The 18,843-nt window shown below is 37.5% G+C and carries 5 protein-coding genes; all 5 read left to right on the forward strand.

Annotation, left to right across the window (positions count from 1 at the left end; all coding sequences use genetic code 11):
* The first annotated feature begins 130 nt into the window (after nt 1-130).
* Nucleotides 131-12,967, forward strand: a complete 12,837-nt coding sequence (locus ACJJVT_RS10665) for a T9SS type B sorting domain-containing protein (protein WP_405398548.1) — start codon at nt 131-133, stop codon at nt 12,965-12,967.
* Between the two features lie 138 nt (nt 12,968-13,105).
* Entirely contained in the window at nt 13,106-15,154 is a 2,049-nt protein-coding gene (locus ACJJVT_RS10670; RefSeq protein ID WP_405398550.1) for a DUF11 domain-containing protein, read from the forward strand.
* 65 nt (nt 15,155-15,219) lie between these two features.
* A complete protein-coding gene (locus ACJJVT_RS10675) occupies nt 15,220-16,122 on the forward strand; it encodes an ABC transporter ATP-binding protein (protein WP_405398552.1) in 903 nt (300 codons plus the stop codon).
* Nucleotides 16,123-16,134: 12 nt separating this feature from the next.
* Entirely contained in the window at nt 16,135-16,968 is an 834-nt protein-coding gene (locus ACJJVT_RS10680; protein ID WP_405398553.1) for an ABC transporter permease, read from the forward strand.
* 95 nt (nt 16,969-17,063) lie between these two features.
* On the forward strand, nt 17,064-18,833 hold the full coding sequence (locus tag ACJJVT_RS10685) for a T9SS type B sorting domain-containing protein (RefSeq protein ID WP_405398555.1): 1,770 nt from the start codon (nt 17,064-17,066) through the stop codon (nt 18,831-18,833).
* The last annotated feature ends 10 nt before the right edge of the window (nt 18,834-18,843 follow it).

Raw genomic sequence — 18,843 nt, forward strand, 5'->3', positions numbered from 1 at the left:
ACTTCAATAATTTTTACCAAGCATATAGAATTAACGCTTACAGCAACATAATTAGCCGGTATACAACATTTTTTTAGCCAAGAGCAAAAAGGTCGCTTTATTTGTTTTAGTACTACTTGAAACCATACCAATGATTACTCAGACTAAAACGACAATTAAATTCTTACTGTATTTTCTAATTGCATTCAGCTCTTTTTTGGGTTCTGCGCAATTAAGCGACCTTCATTATTTACCACCAATGAAGCAAGGTCAAAACAAACAAGCTATAGAAGACCAAGCGATATATTTGTCTACTCCAGAAACCACACCTTTCAACGTTTACGCATATCAAGGTACTTCTAATACTATCGTTAGAACGATTACCATCGACAGACTCAACCCCGGTGTATGGACTTTAGCTGATGGTGACAACAATATTACCCTTGTAACCAATGCAAACACTGGTACGGTACTTACCAATAGTGGTTTACGTTTTATTTCTGCAGGTGGAGAAAAATTCTATGTCAACTACAGAGGTAACTCTGGTGCACAAGCTGCATCACTAACAGCAAAGGGTAGACAAGCAATGGGTACCAATTTCAAATGGGGAGGCGTACCTAACAAAGGTGCTCAAGTATCTAAATCTAACACCCTTGGTATTATGGCGACAGAAGACAACACCACAGTGGTCTTATCTGGTTATGATCCTGGTTGTGAGTTTAGAGTAGGTAATAACAGAGCCGGTATAACTGCTAACTCACATACCATAACATTAAATGCCAATGAGTCTTTTGTGTATGAAACTTATATAGGTACTTCACCAACACAGGCTCACGAAGATGGTTGGATCGGTGCTTCTATTGTGGCTACAAAAGATATTGTAATTAGTAATGGATCTATGAATTTTGGTAGTCAAGATGGTCAAAGCCATAGAGATGCCGGTATAGATCAACCAGTACCTATTAATAAATTAGGTAAAGATTATGTATTTATAAGAGGTAATGGTTCTTCTAGCGGACTTACAGAATTCCCTTTGGTAATTGCTACCGCAGATAACACCCAAGTATTTGTAAATGGCAATACTACAGCGATTGCTACTATTGATAATGGCGAATATTTCAAAATACCTAGCACCTATTATTCAAGTAATTCTGCAGGTGCAAATATGTTCGTTCAAACTTCTAAAGATGTTTATGCATACCAAAGTTTAGCCGGTGCAGCAGCAAATTACACCCAAGGTTTAAACTTTGTAGCCCCTGTTAACTGTTTATTACCAGATGTAATGGACAATATTCCAGATATTAGAAATATGGCCGGTACCGATGTTACTGGTGGTTTGACAATTATTGCTTCTGTTAATACTACAGATGCAAATATAAAAGTTTATGAAGATGGTGTAGAGGTTTCTAAACCCGCTTCTGACCCGGTAGCCGGCTCTGATGATTGGAAAACATTTTTCATACCCAATCTTGATGGTGATATTAATGTAACCTCAACCGGACCAATGGCTATTGGCTTTTTTGGTTTTCATGGTGCGCGTGGTGTTGCCGGTTATTTCTCAGGATTTGATACCGTACCAGAAGTTGTTTTACAAATTAACGGAGGTGTTGAAGGTGAATGTTTTTCGGGTTCAAGTATTTTTGAAGCATCAGATGATAATTTTGATGCCTACCAGTGGTTTTTTGATGGTGTTGCCATCCCTGGAGCTAATGCTTATGATTATGCTGCAACCATTGCGGGTGATTACTATGTAAGAGGTACAAAAGGACCTTGTACGTACGACTCCCAAACCATTAAAATTTTCTATTGTGAGCCAGATGTTCAAATTATAAAAACAGTTGACAAACCTGAGATTACAGAGGGGGAAACTGCAACATTTACCATTAGAGCAGAGAATTTATGGTATTTACCAATTACTAATCTTCAGGTAACCGATAATATTCCTGCAGGGTTGACCTTAAAACAGGCTTCTACTATAACAGGATCTTGGAATGGAAGTGTTTGGAATATCGGCACATTGGCACCTGGTGAAGTTGCATTTTTAACTTTAGAAGTAACTGCAGACGAAATAGATATCTTGCCTTTACTCAACCTCGTTAATATAGCTACCAATACTCAAAACCAAACGGACGCCAATATCACAAGAGATGAGCCCTCGGCTCGAATAATAGTACATAACGATTTTGATAATGACGGCGTTGTAGATAGCGTTGATTTAGATGATGATAATGATGGTATTTATGATTCCATTGAACAAATGTGTATCATATCTAATGATGTAAATTTCACTTCACCATCAAGCACTGTACAAGGTGGTACTGCGATAACAGAAATTTTCACCAATTCTTATGGTTTTTGGAGAAGTTCTACTACTTCAATAAATCCTGTTTTACCAAACTTATCACATGAATTATTGGCATTCACCTCTGGCGGAACAACTTTTACCACTGGTGTTGCCGACGATAATCTTTATGACTCTAACGGAAATGGTTTATCAGATGGCATAGACTCAAATAACGATGGAATTTCAGATATTTCAGCCACAGAATCTACCTGGATGGCTTTACCACCTTCAAATACCATCTATAACGAAGCTACATTTGAGGCTAATTTAAATGATGGTAATAATGATAATTCTCTGGGATTAACCATTGTAAATGACCCATCTACAGACCCATTGAATCCGTTATTGACTCACGGGCAAAACGGACTAGATCTTGGTAGTGGTATTGTTAATATTGGTGATACATGGACTTATGAAATAGACCCTATCGTAGCGACTAACGTTGGCGATGGTATACCAGATATATTATTAACCCAAGTTGCAGACCCAAGTGGTGTCGGTCATGTTGTAAGTCTTTATGATGCAACAGGTGCTCCACTAGGTAACTCAGTACGTGTACAGGCTTACAGCGGCGGAGCACTTGCTAATGTTGTAGGTAGGTATCGACTAGATATTTACCACGCAAACGGAAGCATCTTCTATAATAATACCACTAGAGATTACCGCTTGGCAACAGTAGAATTGTCAGAATTTGGTATTCCAGCTGCTAGTTTAGCAGACGTTGCTTATTTACGATTACAACTAAGTTCAAATGCAGATGTTGCCTTTTTATCTTACAATACAGCATCTTTTTCTGGATTTTGTGCCAATCTAGATACCGATATGGATGGCTATCCTGATCATTTAGATTTAGATAGTGATGATGATGGGTGTAGTGATGCCAATGAATATTATAAAGATGACGCAACTGACGGCGGTGATGGTGGCGAATATGGAACGGGAGTTCCTGCAGTTGACCCAACCGATGGTACTGTAAATGCAGCATCTTATACTCAAGTATTTGCACCGGTAATTGTATTGGGTAACACTTCTGAATTATTGGGTGGTACAGATATTAATGGCGAAGATGTAGATTTAGGTGATACCTACAACTATGTATTAAGATTTCAAAATACGGGCGATGATCATGCAACTGGTTTTACGATCAAAAATGTACTACCAGACAATGTAAGCTTAGATGATATAAATATTGATGATGCACCAGGTGTAACCAGTAGTTATGAAGAAAGTACTAGAACCATAACATTTACCATACCAAATACTTTAGTTGAAATTGATGACCCCGAGTATAAGATAAAAATAACGGTTTCTGTTGCAGGCGACTGTTCTGAATTCGTAGCAGCTTGTGCCTCTCAACTAGAGAATCATGCATATGCCAACTATTCTGGAACATTAAATACCAATACTTTTTCAGACGAAGATGGTAGTAACCCTGCAGGTGCATGTACCACAACTTTAGAAGTAGCGGCCAACAATGTATCAGATGCCTTGGCAAATTGTAATGTTGCAAGAACAGTAGAACTTTGTGGCGCTAGCGGAACACTTTCTGCCGGTATTGGTTTTGACACCTACACTTGGGCAATTGACACCAATAATAATGGTTCAATAGATTCTGGAGATACTATTTTAGATGACGGTACCTCAAACACGTTGACTGTAACTACTGTAGGTAACTATATCGTTGAGAAAACATCAGGTTCTGGTTGTGCCAACCATACAGAATTAATCACTGTAGAGCGTTATGGTGAAACACAGACCAACCCGATCATCAGTTACTTTAACCAAGTTAATGGCGACAGTAATCCTGATAATGATATTCAAGGTGAAATCGTAACTTGTTCAAATGACAACAACTCAATGCCACATATATTTCTTTGTGGTGATACCGATAGTGCATTTATTCAATTAGGGATAACCGATGCTTTGAGTATTAAATGGGAAAAACTTGACGAAACCAGTTGTAATGTTGCTACTTGTGGCGATGTAAGCGATGATTGTGCAAATACAGCTAGTGGTTGGACATGGAACGAAGAAACAGATGCAGATAATTTTACTGTAACCGATAGTGGTAAATATAGAGTAGTTATAGGTTATGAAGGCGGATGCTTTAGTAGATTCTATTTCAACGCATACCAAAATACCTTAGACATTCCTGAACCAGATTCATCTGATATCATTTGTGATACCGAAGGTTCAATAAGAGTAATAGATTTAGGTAGTGGTTATGGCTACCAGTTATTCGATGTAGAAAATAACAATATAGCAGTACCGTTCAGCGCTGCTCAAGGTCCTAACTTTGCTATCACAACTAGCGGTACTTATAAAGTACAGATTACACAACTAAATCCTTCAACAGGTGCACCAATTGAAAACAGTTGTGTGTTCGAAACCGAAGAAATTGGTATTGCAGAAAGAATTTTTGAAACAAAGCTTAGTACAACTCCATTTGATTGTACCGATGCAGGAACAATTTCTATACAGGCATTGAACGTTTCACCAGAATATAGCTATGAACTTTACTTCGATAATGGTAGCGGCGGCAAAGGAGCCCTGGTAGCTAATAATTTACTTTCTTCTGACAATACGCATACGTTTACAGGTCTTTCAGCCGATGATTATGTTATCGTAACTACTACAACAGATGGTTGTAGTGACGAAAGTACTATTACGGTAGACGAAATTCCTGAACTGAGGTTAACAGCAACTAATCAAGATAATATTACATGTACTCCCGGTGTTATTAATTTAACGGCAACCGGTGGTACAACAGGGTTCGAATATGCTATCTATAGTAAAGATGGTGTTGCTCCATACGCTGATGAAACTACCATTCCAGATTCAGATTTTACATCTAATCCATCCTTTTTATTCGGATATGAAGGCACCCCTTCAACATATGTACCTAATGAAGATGGGGAATATGTATTTGTAATTAGAGATGATAATGGATGTTACGGATTATCGAATATCGTACAAATGGAAGATTTGGGTACTATTACAATAAGTGCTTCAAATACTGATATTATATGTGCCGATTCAGCTACTTCTGTATTAACCATTACCGCATCTGGTGGAAATGCACCATACCAATATAGTCTTGATGGTGGCGCAACGTACCAAACGGAAAACTTCTTTAATAATTTAGCTGCTGGTACTTATACCATTACAGTTATGGACACCAATAGTGATCCTGGTAATGCATGTACAGAGAATTTAGAGTATGAAGTTACCCAACCATTTCTTTTGACGGCTTCACCTTCTATTATAGAAGATGCTTCATGTGATACATCTGGTGCGGCAACCCCTACTGCTTTAATAAAGATTTTAAATGGTAGTGGCGGTCAAGCACCTTACCAATATAGTTTTGATGGTGGTATCACGTTTACGGCAGTTGACGAGCAACGTTTAACACCTGGTAACTATCAATTAGCAATAAAAGATGCTTTAGGTTGTGAGACACCTTTAGAAATCACCGTACCTACAGCTGCTATAGATCCTACTTTTACGAATGATATTACGTATGAGTGTGATGGAGACGGCGTAGTTACAATTACCCCTTCTAACACAACAGACTTTACCTATACTTATAAATTAAACGGTACAGATAACACACCATTAGATAGTAATATTTTCAATAATGTTGCTTCGGGTACTCAAACAATAACAGTTGGGTACACAAGTTCAATTGCTGCTTCTCAAAGCACATTATTCCTTGAGGATTTTGGAGCTGGTGTAACTACACAGATTGCAGAAATAGGTCCAGGATATTGCTACGAACCACAAGATGGTACAGATACGGACTGTAATTTAGGTCCTGCCGGTATTCTTGTAAATGCTGAATATGCAGTTACGAACAGAATAACCAACCCGAATGCTTCTTGGAGAAGTCCTAATGACCACTCAGGTATAACTGATGGTAGATTTCTGGCAATTGGTGTAAGTACCTCTGCAGGTAATAACAATGTTCTATGGTCAAGAACAGGTTTAGAAGCACTTGCTAATCAAGAAATAACGATATCATTCTACGCCTACAACATATTAATTGATAATGCTTCGGGTAACGACCCAGAAATATTGGTAGAATTGGTTAATGGTTCAGGTACTGTAATCAGTAGTCAAGCAACTGCCGCTATTCCACAAAATAACAATGCAGACGACTGGCATTTAAGAACGGTAACGTTTAACCCTGGTGCAAACACTGCCGTTGGTGTTGTTTTACGTACCAACCTTGATAGTGACAATGGTAACTTCTTGGTATTAGATGATATTCAGGCGTCACAGACTCCAGAATTATGTGAACAAACACAAGATATTTCAGTAATTGTAGAATCTGGAAAAACTTTTGAAGTAGCCATTTTAGGTAGTACCGATCCTACATGTAACGGTAGTGATAACGGTAGTATTCGTTTTGAAGTTTCTAATTTCGATCCTGCATTCGGATATCAATATTCTGTAGACGGTGGTACAACTTGGACAACGGAAACGACATCTCCAATAACTACCCCTTCTACCCTAACAGATGGTACATATAACATTATGGTCGAAAAAATTGACGATAATACATGTACGGCAACCTCAGCAAATTCAGCAACGTTGACATCACCAAATGCATTAACGGCAGATCTTCAACAAAAAGCAGAATTTACATGTTTTAATACAGGTGCTACTTTGCAAGCATCTGCAACTGAAGGCACACCTGGTTATGAATATCAATTAGAATTAACCGATAATACTATTATTAGAGCCTTTACTCCGTCAGCACAATTCTTAAATGTGCCTGCTGGCGAGTATCATGTTAGGGTTAGAGATCAGAATAACTGTGAGGTTATTTCAACAACAACAGTAAACGTAATTCAACCAGATACTATAGCTTTTGATTTAACAGCTACACAATGTTATGATGGTCTAAGCAACGGTACGGTAACAGCTACTGTAACCGATGGTAATGGTAATTATTCATTTAGAATTAACGGCGGAGCATGGCAAACACCTTCTCCTATAACAGCGGTAACGTATACGTTCAGTAATTTATCTGAAGGAACTTATGATGTTGAAGTAAATGACCAATACGGTTGTGCTTCAGCTATTCAATCAATAACAATAGCACCTACAATTTCACTAAGTGTAGTACCTGTAAATGCAAGTGTATGTGCCGATGGTAGTTTAACTGCAACAGCTTCAGGTGGAGACAATAATTTTGTCTATGCTTTCATTCCTTCTGGAAATACAGTTACTGATGCTGATTTCTCAGCTATTAATACTACTAATATTCTTTTAGCCGATATAGGACCTTATGATATTTATGTAAGAGATAAAGCAAATGGTACTGATGCTTGCCAAACTATGGTTACCGAAACTATTTCGGCAAACCCAGTATTGGATATCTCAGCAGTAGCCACAGACCCAGATTGTCATGATGGCACCGGTACTATTGAAGTTACTATTAACGACGGACTTTCTCCTTTCGATTACCGATTGGTAGATGTGACTAACGGCACACCAGATCAAGTACAAACTAATGTTGTAGGAACTACTAAAACATATTATAACCTGGCACCAGGTGAATATGACGTTGTAATTACAGACGAAGCAGGATGTTCAGAAACAGAAACGGTATTGATTACTGCACCAGCAGAACTTACATCTGATATACTTTTAGCATATGCAAGTGATTGTTCAGGTGGAGCTACAGAATTTGGCTTTGACTTTACCAATGTAACTACAGGTCTTGCGGGTACGCTTGAATATAGTGCTGATGGAGGTGCAACTTGGCAGCCATCAACAGTATTTAGAGGGTATACTTCAGGTGATGAAGTTTTCCCTTCTATACGTACAAAAGATGGTAGTAACAATTTAATCTGTCAGACAGATTTACCAAGAGAAATCATTCCTTATCCATTAGATGATTTAGATATTACTACATCATCGGTTGTTGAAAACTGTGATGAGCTAAAAGTTAAGGTTCAAGGTGGTGAAGGTGTACCTGGTTATGAATATGCTTTTTCTAATGATCCATCAAACTTTGACGAAAGCACAGCAATCTGGCATCCAGGAGGCAGTGTTCATTTAGATGGCAGTGCGGTATCAGCAGGGCATGGTATGTATGAGTTCACTAATTTAATACCAGGTAGAACTTATGTATTCTATGTTAGAGATAATAACACACCAAGTACTTGTATAAGACAAAGTACTGTTAATGTAAACGAAATTGCTGGTGGTCTACCAATGACTATTACACCAGAAATTGATCCTTCTTGTAATTTAGCGAACAACGGTGAAATCACATACACCATAGTTGATGAAGACGGTTTGACTGAACCTAGCATGCAATGGACGTTATTTGATACCGATAATAATATTATCGATCAAAGTGCAGGTGTTGTAACCTATAGCAATACGATTACCGTTACGGGACTTTCTGCAAATGAATACTATATTCAAGTAACACAAATAGATAGCGGTGGTGCACAGCAATGTATCAGCGCCAGTGAAAATGCTATTTTAGATGAATTAGAGATTATTACAGGAGTCGCAAAATCTGATCAAGATATTTCATGTGAAAACCCTGGATTAATTTTAATCGAGAATGTACAAGGCGGTGGAGGTTCTTACTTCTATACTATTACAGGTCCTGCAACTTTCACTACTATTACAGCAACAGGTGATAACCCTATAGAAATACCAGCAGGTTCGCCTGCAGGAACTTATACCGTTAATGTTGAGGATCAATATGGTTGTTCGTATGCTCTTAATGATGTAAATATGAGCTTTACAGCCGCGCCAATTATTGTTGATGTAGTCATTGCAAATTGTGATACAAATGCATCGGTTACAATAAATGCTACAGGTGCTGGAACTATTCTTTATTCTATAGATGGTGGTAGTACGTATCAAAACAATGGCGGAGTTTACAATACCGTAGCAGCTGGCAGCTATACTATATTTGTAAAAGATGCTACCGGTTGTACCGAAGACACAAATATAGTTGTACACCCTACCCTACAGGCATCAGCTAGTTTAGACAAACAATTAGGTTGTGATGCCGGTTTTGAGGCCGAAATTGCTATTGAAGGTATTTCAGGTTCTGGAAATTATGAGTTCGAAATTCTTGACAGCTCATCAGCAGATGTTGAAACAAGACAAACTCTTACAGGTGGAGCAATGAATGTACCAGTAGGCGTTCCGGATAATACTATAGATACATATTATACGGTTAATGTTTATGACATTGGTACCGCTTCTCCAAATTGTTTTAGAACTTTTACGGTAACCATACCTGCGGCTATTCTTCCAGATTTTACGGCTACTCCTATTGAGGTAAGTTGTTCTGGTGCTAATGATGGTAGTATTGAATTGGTACAAGTAAATAACGGCAACAATCCGTTGACCTATGTTTTAGACCCAATGCCGGCAAGTGCTTCATGGGATGCAGCTACACAATCATTTATTGGTTTACCTGGTGGTTCATATGATGTAACCGCAAGAGGTCCGAATAACTGTCCGACATTAAAAACAGTGGTTGTAGATGAAAATACAGCCGTAACATTTACTGCTCCGGTTCCAGTACAATTTGGTTGTGCAAACGGAAATGATGGTGATAATGCCACAATAACAATAGACATAAGTTTAATCAATGGTGGTAGCGGAACATATGATCGTTTTGAATTCATTGATGATGCAACTTCTACCGTACTTCAAAACAGCAGTAATTTAACCTATACGCACACGGATGCGGCTGGTGGTGATATTATTGTTCGTGTATATGATGACGAAGGTTGTTCTGCAGAACACATAGTTACCATAGACCCTTATGATACATTTATTGATGCAACTACAACTGTAATTGTAGATAGAGATTTAGATTGTATAAACAGTGGAGAAAACATTACTATTAATGTAAATAGTACAGTTACCAATACGACTGCAAATCTTGCTAATTATGAGTTTAGAATATTACCATCTGCAACATACCAAACAGGTGATAACGTATTTTCGAACTTGGCAATTGGCACCTATACTATTGGTATTAAAAATGTAACTACTGGTTGTGAAATAACACGAAATCATATCGTAGAAGACCCAAATACATTTAGTATTGAAGTCAATAAACTTTCTGATGTAGTATGTTTTGGAACCGATGGGGCTATTGAAGTAACTTTTACAGATGCTACCTATACAGGTGATTTCAACTGGGAAGTTATAAATGCTGATGGAACAGCTACTACACGTACAGATGATGCTGATACATTTACAGGAACAGGTACAACAGCTTCTATTCCGGTAGCTGCGGGTAGTTATATTTTAAGAGCGTCACAAGTTGGAACTCCTGAATGTATTCAAGAAAGATCATTTACGATTACATCACCTAGTGCTGCAATAACATTAGCGACCATAGCAACCACAGATGTAGGTTGTAGTAATGATATGGGTACTGCAAATGTTACACCTAATGGTGGTGAAGCACCGTTCAATATTGTATTGACACATGTTAGTTCAACAACAACTTACACGGCAAATCAAGTATACGGTAATTTATTTACGGGGCTAAGTGATGGTCAATATACGGTAGAAGTAACTGATAGTTTAGGTTGTACAGAAACCTTTACTAATGTGTTTACCTTAACTCCGCCAGAACCGATTGTTTCAAATATTCAATCTGTTGTAGGTTTAGAATGTGAAGGTGATTCGGACGGAATAATTACTGCAGCGTTTACGCCAAGAGTAGTATCAACAAATTACAGATACATTCTTAAAACGTATGATGGTGATGGCCCAGGTGCTAACCTTTTACAAACATCTAGTTCTCAGACCACAGCAACATTCATGAATTTAAGGTCAGGATTTTATAGTGTAACTATTCTTGATGACTTGAACTGTTCTGATGAAACCAGTATTGTTGAAATTGCCGAACCGGTTGAGGTTAGAGGTCAATTAATCACTGAGCAAAGAGCAACGTGTTTAGATGATGCGCAACTTTTATTAACTGCTTCTGGCGGTACAGGACCATATATGTGGAATACCGATGGTACATCTGCTTTCAATGCAATGAACGAAACTAATGGACCAAACACCCATTTATTTACAGGTGTTCTGCCAAATACATATCAATACTATATTCAAGATAGCTTTGGTTGTGTATCAGTATTAAGTAATAGTGTTACAATTAATCCGATTATACCGTTAACCGTTACGCTAGATAATGACAACCCAACTATTAGCTGTAATGGTGATAATAGCGGAGTCATAAATGCAGAAGCGCAAGGCGGATTAGGTAACTATCAATATGCCCTATTCTCTGAAGCAAGTTTCACCAATGAAATTCGTGCAAATCAACCAACAGGTCTGTTTACAGATTTATTGGCAGGATCTTATTATGTAAGAGTTCAGAGCGATGATTGTGAAGTATCATCTTTGTTGATTTCGATTACCGAACCAGACGAACTTCTTATTGACACGGCTAACACTACAATTAACGATGTTACTTGTAATGGACAAGAAGATGGTGTTATTACAGTGCATATGCTTGGTGGTTCAGGTACATATCAATATGCTATTTCACCAAACTTAGATCGTTTTAGTGATGACAATACGTTTGACGAATTGGCACCTGGTGATTATATTATTATAGCACAAGACACCAATGGTTGTTTTGAACTTATTGAAGCCACTATTGAAGAGCCAGAAGTGTTAGAAATTACAACTGCAACCACTCCTGAAATTTGTGTAGGTGAAGCAGACGGTACAATTGATTTAACAATAATCGGCGGTACTGCTCCATATAGCACTCGTTTAGAGAGTGAAACAGATTTTGTTCAAGACAGATTAAGTTTCACCAATTTGGCTGCCGGTGATTACATCATTTATATAGAAGATGCGCAAGGTTGTGAAGAAACTATTATAGTTACCATTGACCCAGGTGTAGATCTTGGAGCTACTGTTGAGCCAGTTTACGGTTGTAATGGTACATTCCCTAGCAACTATGTAAATATTATTCTAAATGATTTAAGTATAGAAGATGATGTACTATTTGGTTTAGATACTGTAGATCCATTAGAAATGCAGTTAACACCGATTTTCAGAGATTTGACTCCCGGTACTCACTACATCAGTATTTCTCATGCAAATGGTTGTTTAACCACATATGATGTTGAGATATTGGCATTTGACCCTCTTGAACTGACCGTTGAAGAAAGTAACATTAATCAGATAACTGCGACAGTTGCGGGTGGTAGAGAAAACTACACCTTCTATTTCGAAGATGAAAATAGAGGTTCTGAAAATGTGTTCTATATTACCGAGACTGGTACGTATGCAATTACTGTTGTTGATGAAAATGGATGTGAAGTAACGGCAAGTATATTCATTGAGTTCATAGATATCGAAATTCCTAATTTCTTTACTCCGAATGGTGATGGTCAAAACGATTTTTGGATGCCAGATAATATAGAAGTTTATCCAGAAATTTTCATCAGTATCTATGACAGATACGGTCGTTCAGTCTTCACTTTTAAGGATAATGAAGACGGTTGGGACGGATTCTATCAAGAAAATGAGCTGCCAACAGGAGACTACTGGTACGTCATCAAATTAAATGGTGCTGCAGATACCAGAGAGTTTGTAGGTAATTTCACACTATATAGATAAGTAAATTAACAGAGGTAGCTAATTCGGCTACCTCTGTTTTTTAACCAATAACCACTTAATACAAGGGTTTTACAACTAATAATTGTGATTTTATGGTGATTTAATTTTCTTTACCTCAATGACCCCCATAAGCTTATAATGAAGCAAAAGTTAATTTTATTTATAGTATTCATGATGGTTTCCGCAACTGGTTTTTCCCAGTTGAGCGACCTACACTATTTACCACCATTAAAACAAGGTGGTAACAACCAAGCTGTTACTCAACAAAGTCTTTATTTATCTACCCCAGAAACAACAGCGTTTACCGTAAATATTTATCAAGGTACATCTACCACCCTATATGCTACTGCATCATTATCTAAGACTACACCTCAAGAAATAACTTTGGGTAATGGTGATAACAACATCACTATGATGAGCAACGCCAATACTGGAATTGTTCTTACTAGTGGTGGTTTACGATTAGAAGCTCCAGGAGGCGAAAAATTCTATGTAAATTATAGAGGTAGATCCGGGTCACAAGCTACTTCCCTTACAAGTAAAGGAAGACAAGCTATGGGTACTCATTTTAAATGGGGCGGAGCTCCGAATAAAGGCACACAAGCTAGTTTAACAAACTCTTTAGGCATAATGGCTACCGCTGATGGTACTACAGTAACACTTTCAGGTTATGATCCAGATTGTGAATTTAGATTAGGAGCCGACCGAGACGGTATATTAGACGATAGCTATACTATAAATTTAGATGCAAATGAGTCTTTTGTATTCGAAGCTTATGTTGCCGAAACTCCAGCAAATGCTGATGGCTGGCTAGGTGCAGATGTAATTTCGAATAATCCTATAGTTATTAGCAACGGTGGTCTTAATACAGGTGCTAGGGTAGGTTACTCTGGTAGAGATGCTGCCATTGACCAACCAGTACCTCAAAACAAACTAGGAAAAGAATATGTTTTCATAAGAGGTAACGGTACTAGTGAAACAGAAATACCTATCATCATAGGTACACAAAACGGTACTGCAATTTATGTAAATGGTTCTGGTACACCTATAGCTACTATTAACAATGGTGATTATTTTGAAGTTCCCGAAAGTAATTATTCTGTTTCTTCCGCCGGAGGAAATATGTATGTAACCACGTCAAAAGATGCTTATGCCTATCAATTAATGGCAGGTGCAAGTGCCATTTATACACAAGGTCTAAACTTTATTGCTCCCGTAAACTGCTTGTTACCAGATACCGTTGATAATATTACACATATAGAAGATGCAGCCGGAGTTACCATGACCGGTGGTGTAACCCTTATTGCTTCTACAACAACACCAGATGCAAATATTACAGTAGAAGATGGCAGCGGACCAGTAGCCCTACCCGCCTCTTCTGCCGTAGCAGGCACCACTTTATGGAAAACATATTATGTTCCAAATCTAACAGGCGATGTAACCGTAGAATCTACTGGACCAATAGCCGTAGGTTTTATAGGTTTTAGTGGCGCAAGAGGTATTGCTGGCTATTTTTCAGGTTTTGATACTGTACCAGAAGTTGACCTGCAAGTAACTGGCGGCGGATGTCTACCAACCGCTGAAGTTGAAGTAATTGATCCAAATTTTGATGATTACCAATGGTTTGAAAATGGATTGTTAATTGCTGGAGCAAATAGTGCAACTTATACACCAACACAAGCTGGCGATTATTATGTAAGAGTTACAAAAGGTGGTTGTACTTATGATTCTCAACCCTTGACCGCTTATTATTGTGACCCAGATGTGGTCATTAAAAAAGTAGCCGACCAGAATACAGTCAGCGATGGTGAAACGGTAACTTTTACCATTACAGTGGAAAGTTTTGGGATAAATTCCGTTTCTAATCTTGTGATCACAGATGTTTTACCTGATGGTATTTCATTGATATCATCATCAGTTTCAAAAGGGAGTTTTTCTTATCCAGACTGGTCTGTAGGTGGTATGGACAGCGGAGATTTAGAAACTTTGACTTTAGTAACACGGGTTACTTTACCAGATGTTAATACGCAAACTGCAACATACACCAATAATATTAGTAATTCTCAAGATCAAACCGATACTAATATTACTACAGATGACCCGTCAGAGACGGTAACTGTGAATTTTAATACCCCAACAACGGTAATCACTAACAGAAGAATTACTTTCAGAGCAACAAGAAATTAATTTCTTTTGTAACATTCCGTCAAGTTTATCGTCAAGTATACGTAACCAATCAAAAAACACTTGACGTGAGTACTATTCTAACAGTCAATCATCTTACCAAAAAATTCGGACACCTTACCGCTGTAAAAGATTTATCGTTTACTATAGAAAAAGGTAACGTGTACGGAATTCTAGGTCCTAACGGTAGCGGCAAATCAACTACCCTTGGCATTGTATTAAACGTCGTCAATAAAACCAGCGGAGACTTCGCTTGGTTTGGCGGTGAATCTTCAACGCACGAAGCACTAAAAAAAGTGGGTGCAATTATCGAACGCCCAAACTTCTACCCGTACATGACGGCTTTGCAAAACTTAAAATTAGTCTGTAAAATCAAAGATGTATCAGAAGATAAAATTGAAGAAAAGCTAGATTTAGTCGGACTCCTAGACAGAAAAAACAGCAAATTCCGGACTTTTTCCCTTGGGATGAAACAGCGCCTAGCTATTGCCTCTGCCCTACTGAACGATCCAGAAATATTAATTCTTGATGAACCTACCAATGGTTTAGACCCTCAAGGTATTCATCAGATTCGAGAAATCATAAAGACAATTGCTGCAAAAGGAACAACAATTCTATTGGCATCGCATTTATTGGATGAAGTAGAGAAAGTATGTTCTCATGTTGTTATTTTAAGAAAAGGAGAAAAATTGTACGCGGGCAGAGTAGATAGCTTGCAAGCTAGTTTCGGCTTTTTCGAATTAAAATCTGATGACTTAGAAAAACTAACATCGTACTTGAGCACTAATGAACATTTTGGAAGCATAAAACAAGAAAATGGTTTGATCACGGCAATTTTAACTTCAGAACTAGATGCACAATCATTGAACAAACTACTTTTTGATAAAGGCATTATCGTATCTCATTTAGTAAAACGAAAAGAAAGTTTAGAAGAGCAGTTTCTTGCCTTAACTAAAAATGCTAACGCCTAACACACCACCAACATGATACGATTACTTCAAATAGAATTCATAAAACTATGGAATAACAGGGCTAGCAAAGTGCTAATTATTTCATACTTCGCACTTTTAACCTCTATCGCACTAGTAGCCGCTATAAAATTCGATATCGGCCCCATAAAGTTTCATTTAGCAGATCAGGGTATTTTTAACTTCCCGTATATCTGGCATTTCAACACATTTATCACCGCATTTTTCAAACTATTCTTAGCCATTGTTATTGTTTCAATGATGTCTAATGAATACAGTAATAAAACGATAAAACAGAATCTAATAGACGGACTCTCAAAGAAGGAATTCATCCTTTCAAAATTTTTGACCGTCATTACTTTTTCACTAGTTTCTACCATATTCGTTTTTATAGTTTCTTTAATTCTGGGGCTTGTTTACTCTGATTTTAATGAATTATCTATCATTTTTACCGATTTAGAGTTCCTTTTAGCCTTTTTTATAAAACTAACAGGTTTCTTTTCTTTCTGTCTTTTCTTAGGTGTTTTAGTAAAAAGGTCAGCCTTTGCACTTGGTTTTCTAATTCTATGGCAGGTCTTCGAAGGTATTTTCAGAGGTATCATTCGATGGAAATTTTTTGATGGTGAAACTACAGATGTTATCATGGGCTTTTTTCCATTACAGGCAATGTTCAATCTTATAAAAGAACCATTCTCTAGATTAGGTGCCGTACAATCTGTTGCCAATCAAATGGGAGAAAAACTTGCATTAGACTATTACATACATTGGTATGAAATTGTGATTGTTGTGGCATGGATAGCCATTTTCATTTATGGATCTTACGCAATTCTGAAAAAGCGAGACCTCTAAATCGTCTGTGCGATCAGGTAATTCATTCTAATTAACAGGGTTCTGAAAGTCTAGATTTTGAATTTGTAGTATATTGTATTGTTTACGAATATGTTATGAAAAAGAAATGGGACATAAGAATACCCCAAATATTGGATGCGCCAATATTTTTCATAGTCCTGTTATTTACAATTTTTAAAACCTCGGCACAAGAATGTCCCGCTTTAGTTAGTCCTGTTGATGGCACCACCTTGGTTCCCGTAGATGCTACCATTAGTTGGGAAGCTGTAACAGGAGTGCCTGGTTATATCATTTCTCTAGGAACAACTGCTGGAGGTAATGATATTTTAAATGAAAGAAATGTTGGTACAGCCACAACTTTTACCCTAGAAACAGGTTTACCTGAGAGCACAGAAATATTTATAACCATAACTTTATTCTTTTTCAATCAGCCCAATATTGTATGTGACAGTCAAAGTTTTACGACAGCTGCTTTGAGCGAAGTACCCCAGTGTATACTATCTACTTTTCCGGCAAACGATGCTATAGACGTTAATTCAGCCACAAATATTTCTTGGAGTGCTGCACCAAGTGCAACAGGGTATTTTTTATCCCTTGGAACAACATTAAACGGAAGTGAAATTCTTACGAGTACAGATGTTGGAAATTTCCTTAACTACAATCCACCAACAGATCTACCGGCAGAAGCAGAAATTTACGTTACTATAATTCCGTATAACAGAATAGGCGTAGCTTCTAATTGTAGCACATTTATGTTCACCACGGCACCAGAAGCTGTTCTACCCTTATGTACCACGATGATTTCTCCTGTTAACGGAGAAACAAACGTACAGTTGAGTCCGACACTTGAGTGGAACCCTGTACCCAATGCATCAGGTTATAGGGTATCTATAGGCACTTCTCCGTTTGAGACAAATATTTTAGAAGATGCCATCTTTTTTAAAACATCTACGGTAATTATAGATTTTGAACCTAACCGAACCTTCTTTATCTCCATATTTCCGTTCAATGATGCGGGTGAAGCAATCGGCTGTACACAAGAAACTTTTTCTACAGCATTAGGTTGCGGACCATATTTTGACCCTTTAAGTGGCGAATTGTTGGTTTTAAATCCTGTTTTGACCTTTCCAGATACCATTACAATATGCTTAGAAAATGAACTTGATGTAATTAGGGCTACTGATGAAGCAGACGGCTACAGATGGTACAAATTAGATGAAAGAGGCAATGAAAACTTACTATCTACTACTGCAGAAGTTACGCTAGATAAAGAAGGTGAATACTTGTATGAAGCCTATTTAAACATAGAAGATTCGGGGCAAATATTCGAATGTGCCAGTTCAAAAACATTTCAAGTAGAAGTATCACAAGCACCAGAAATAGAAGATGTAAAAATTCAAATTAGCACAAATTCACTCATCTATGAAGTAATTACCACTAAAAATGGCAATTATGAATACGCAATAGATATACCGGAAGGTCCTTATCAAGATACTAATCGTTTTACCAATATCTCATTACAAAACCACACAGTGTATGTTCGTGATAAGGGAGGATGCGGACTTGCGACAAGATTAGTTGAGCAAGATTTAACCGTAAAAGGATTTCCCAATTTCTTTACTCCAAACGGAGATGGCATCAATGATTATTGGCAATTTATACCAACTCTCGAAACCGGTAAAAACAATGTATCGGTAATCTTTATATTTGATAAATATGGATCACTTTTAGCACAAATAGCACCAAATACAACTGGTTGGAACGGAAATTTAAATGGCAAAGCACTTCCGGAATCTAATTATTGGTTCAAAGCAATAGCTACCAATAATAAAATTATCAAGGGTCATTTTAGTTTGAAACGATAAATTAATTTAT

Source organism: Maribacter sp. Asnod2-G09 (genome assembly GCF_045063795.1).
Taxonomy (GTDB): Bacteria; Bacteroidota; Bacteroidia; order Flavobacteriales; family Flavobacteriaceae; genus Maribacter.

Bases quoted from the DNA above. Each gene is read 5' to 3' on its own strand.
- ACJJVT_RS10665 (WP_405398548.1), top strand. From the start codon at position 131: ATGATTACTCAGACTAAAACGACAATTAAATTCTTACTGTATTTTCTA.
- ACJJVT_RS10670 (WP_405398550.1), top strand. From the start codon at position 13,106: ATGAAGCAAAAGTTAATTTTATTTATAGTATTCATGATGGTTTCCGCA.
- ACJJVT_RS10680 (WP_405398553.1), top strand. From the start codon at position 16,135: ATGATACGATTACTTCAAATAGAATTCATAAAACTATGGAATAACAGG.
- ACJJVT_RS10685 (WP_405398555.1), top strand. From the start codon at position 17,064: ATGAAAAAGAAATGGGACATAAGAATACCCCAAATATTGGATGCGCCA.